This is a genomic window from Streptomyces sp. NPDC050388, assembly GCF_040655635.1.
In the GTDB taxonomy this organism is placed as follows: Bacteria; Actinomycetota; Actinomycetes; order Streptomycetales; family Streptomycetaceae; genus Streptomyces.
This window is the reverse complement of sequence record NZ_JBFAKH010000208.1, coordinates 1-3,858: the sequence shown is the minus strand read 5'-3', so window position 1 is coordinate 3,858 and position 3,858 is coordinate 1. Positions and strand designations below refer to the sequence as shown.

Sequence of the window (3,858 nt, the reverse complement as noted above, 5' to 3'; positions counted from 1 at the left end):
GGATCGAACACCACCTCCTTGATGGGCCGCTCCAGGTGCCGGTCCAGCTCCGCGCAGACCGCGTCGAAGGCCTCGGCGAACACGGGGAAGGCCGCGTACAGCTCCCGGCCCATGCCGGGACGCTGCGCACCCTGCCCGGAGAACAAGAACGCCGAACGGCCCTCGGCCGCCGTGCCGCGGACCACACCCGCGATCGTGCCGCCTGCGGCGAGGATCTCCAGTCCGCGGAGGAACTCCGCACGGTCGGCGGCGACCACGGCGGCCCGGCGCTCCAGGTGGGCCCGGTCGGTTGCCAGTGAGAAGCCGAGATCCGCAATCGAAGCCCCGGCGTCGCCCCGCACGTGGGCGAGGAGCCGCTCGGCCTGGCCTGCGAGCGCCCGGTCGGACCGGGCCGAGAGCACCCACGGCACCACCGGCGGCATCGCACCGGTGTCGGAGGTGTTCGCGGGCTCCTCGTCGGCGGCCTCGAGGATCACGTGGGCGTTGGTGCCGCTGATGCCGAACGAGGACACCGCGGCGCGGCGCGGGCGCTCGCCCGTGTCCGGCCAGTCATGCTCCTCCGTCAGCAGTTCGACTCTGCCGTCCGACCAGTCGACCTGGGTGGACGGCTCGTCGACGTGGAGGGTGCGGGGCAGAACGCCGTGCCTGAGGGCCAGCACCATCTTGATGATGCCGGCGACGCCGGCGGCGGCCTGGGTGTGGCCGATGTTCGACTTGATCGAGCCCAGCCACAGCGGGCTGCCGTTCTCCGGCCGGTCCTGGCCGTAGGTGGCCAGCAGCGCCTGCGCCTCGATCGGGTCGCCGAGCTTGGTGCCGGTGCCGTGCGCCTCGACGGCGTCCACATCGGCGGGCGTCAGGCCGGCGTTGGCGAGGGCGGCGCGGATGACGCGCTGCTGCGACGGGCCGTTGGGGGCCGTCAGGCCGTTGGAGGCGCCGTCCTGGTTGATCGCCGAGCCGCGCACGACGGCGAGGACCCGGTGGCCGTTGCGGCGCGCGTCCGACAGCCGCTCCACGAGGAGCGCACCGACGCCCTCGCCCCAGCCGGTGCCGTCCGCGGCGTCCGCGAACGCCTTGACCCGGCTGTCCGCGGAGAGCACGCCCTGCTGGCTGAACTCCAAGAACACGCCCGGGGTGGACATGACGGTGACGCCGCCCGCGAGAGCGAGGTCGCATTCGCCGTTGCGCAGCGCCTGCACGGCCTGGTGCAGCGCGACAAGGGACGACGAGCAGGCGGTGTCGACGGAGACGGCCGGACCCTCCAGACCCAGGGTGTAGGAGATGCGGCCGGACAGCACACTGGCGGAGCTGCCGGTGGCCACGTACCCCTGGACGCCCTCGGTCGAGCCGATCAGGAGGTTGGCGTAGTCCTGTCCGTTGGTCCCGACGTACACGCCCGTGCGGGTGCCGCGCAGCGAGGTCGGATCGATTCCGGCGCGTTCGAAGGTGTCCCAGGCCGTCTCCAGCATGAGCCGCTGCTGCGGGTCCATGGCCAGGGCCTCACGCGGCGAGATCCCGAAGAACGCCGGGTCGAATTCGGCGATGGCGTCGATGAATCCGCCCTCGCGGGCACGTGAGGCGCCAGGTGCGTCCGGGTCGTAGTAGTCCTCCAGGCTCCAGCCCCGGTCGCCGGGGAGTGGCGAGATCGCGTCGGTGCCCGCGAGGAGCAGCTCCCACAGGTCGTCCGGAGAGGACACGCCGGCCGGGAAGCGGCAACCCATGCCGACGATCACTACCGGGTCGTCGGCGTCGGCGGGCTGCGCCGAGCGGGCAGGGACGACGGCGGTGGCCGTCGCGGTGCCGCCGGGGGCGAGCTCGGTGTGGAGGAACGCGGCGAGGGTGTTCGGGGTCGGGTGGTCGAAGACGAGGGTGGCCGGCAGGCGCAGACCGGTGGTGCCGGCCAGCAGGTTGCGCAGTTCGACGGCGGTGAGGGAGTCGAAGCCGAGCTCCCGGAACGCCTTGCCGGGCAGCACGGCCTCGTCCGAGGTGTGGCCGAGGACGGCTGCGGCTTGGCCGCGCACGAGGTCCAGGAGCATCCGGGTGCCGTCGGCGGCCGACATGTCGGCGAGACGCGCGGCCAGGGCTCCGACGGCGGTCTCCTCGGAGGCGGGGGCGGCCGACCCGGTGTGTGCTGCGGCGGCGCGCCGCACGTCGTCGATGTCGGAGATGAGCGCGGCCCGGCCGGTGGCCAGACGGGCCGGCGCGAGGACGGCCCAGTCGACGTCCGCGATGACCGTGCACGGCGCGCCGGTCACGACGGACCGAGCCATGACGGCGACGGCGACCTCGGGGTCCATGGCGGGCATGCCGCCGCGCTCCATGCGGCGGGCCACGAGGGGGTCCGTGGCCAGTCCGCCGCCGCCCCAGGCGCCCCAGGCGATCGAGGTGGCGGGCAGTCCGAGGGTGCGGCGGTGCTGGGCGAGGGCGTCCAGCAGGGTGTTGGCGGCAGCGTAGTTGGCCTGGCCGGCGTTGCCGAACGTACCAGCCAGGGAAGAGAACAGCACGAACGCGTCGAGGGAGAGGTCGCGGGTCAGCTCGTGCAGGTGGAGCGCCGCGGTCGCCTTGGAGTCGAGTACGTGTGCGAAGCGGGCGGGGGTCATCGAGGGCAGGATGCCGTCGTCGAGGACGCCCGCCGTGTGCACGACGGCGGTCAGCGGGTGCTCGGCGGGTACCGCGGCCAGTACGGCGGCCAGCGCGTCGCGGTCGGCGGCGTCGCAGGCGGTGACCGTGACGCGGGCGCCCAGCGCGGTGAGTTCGTCGCGCAGCTCTGTGGCACCGGGCGCGTCGAGGCCCCGACGGCTGATGAGCACGAGGTGCTCGGCGCCGTTGCGGGCCAGCCAGCGGGCGACATGGCCGCCGAGCGCGCCGGTGCCGCCGGTGACGAGGACGGTGCCGCGCGGGGCCCAGCCGTCGGTACCGTCGGCGAGCGGCGCACGGTCGAGCCGACGGGCGAGGACGCCCGCGGTGCGTACGGCGAACTCGTCGTCGGCGCCGTCATGGCCGGCGAGGAGGCCTGCGAGGCGGTCGACGGCACGCTCGTCCACGACGAGTGGCAGGTCGACCAGGCCGCCCCAGAGGGCGGGCTGCTCGATGGCGGCGACCTGGCCGAGGCCCCAGACGGCGGAGCGGTCGGGACGCGGCAGGGGGTCGCGGTCGGCCGTGGTGACGGCGGCACGGGTGGCGCACCACAGCGGTGCCCGGACTCCCGCATCGCCCAGTGCCTGCACCAGGGTGAGGCTCGCGGCGAGGCCGGCGGGGACCGCAGGGTGGTCGGTGTGGTGGCCGTCGGCGAATGACAACAGGGACAGGACACCCGTCAGGCGCCAGTCCCCGGCGAGCAGCGCGGCGAGCGCCTCGCGGTCGGGGGACGCGGCGGCCACTGTGATACGGGCCACCTCGGCGCCGTGCCGCGCGAGGCCGACTGCGACGGTCTCCGCGACGAGGCTGTCGTCCGCGGAGAGGCTGTCCGGTACGACGAGCAGCCAGCGGCCCGTCAGGGGGGCGTCCAGGGGGGACTCGACCGGTTTCCACGCGACCTTGTAGTGCCAGGAGTCGGACGCCGACCGTTCGTGGCGTCGGCGTCGCCAGGAGGTGAGCACCGGCAGGACCGTCTCCAGGGAAGCCGCGGTGGTCTCGTCCACCGTGCCGAGGGCCTGCGCGAGGGCGTCCAGGTCACCCTGTTCGACGGCTTCCCAGAAACGGGCGTCCTCGGGGTCGACGGCTTCGGCGAGTACGGCGGCCGGGGACTCGGGCCAGTAGCGGGTGCGCTGGAAGGGGTAGGTGGGCAGGGGGATGCGGCGGGCGCCGGTGCCGGCGTAGACGGTGTGCCAGTCGACGGTGACGCCGTGGCAGTGTGCCTCG

The 3,858-nt window shown here is 74.3% G+C and carries 1 protein-coding gene; it reads right to left on the bottom strand.

Features of this window, described 5'->3' with window-relative positions; translation table 11 throughout:
• Positions 1 to 3,858: SDR family NAD(P)-dependent oxidoreductase (locus AB0I73_RS40620; RefSeq protein WP_363045407.1), on the bottom strand; the 3,858-nt coding region annotated here is incomplete at both ends.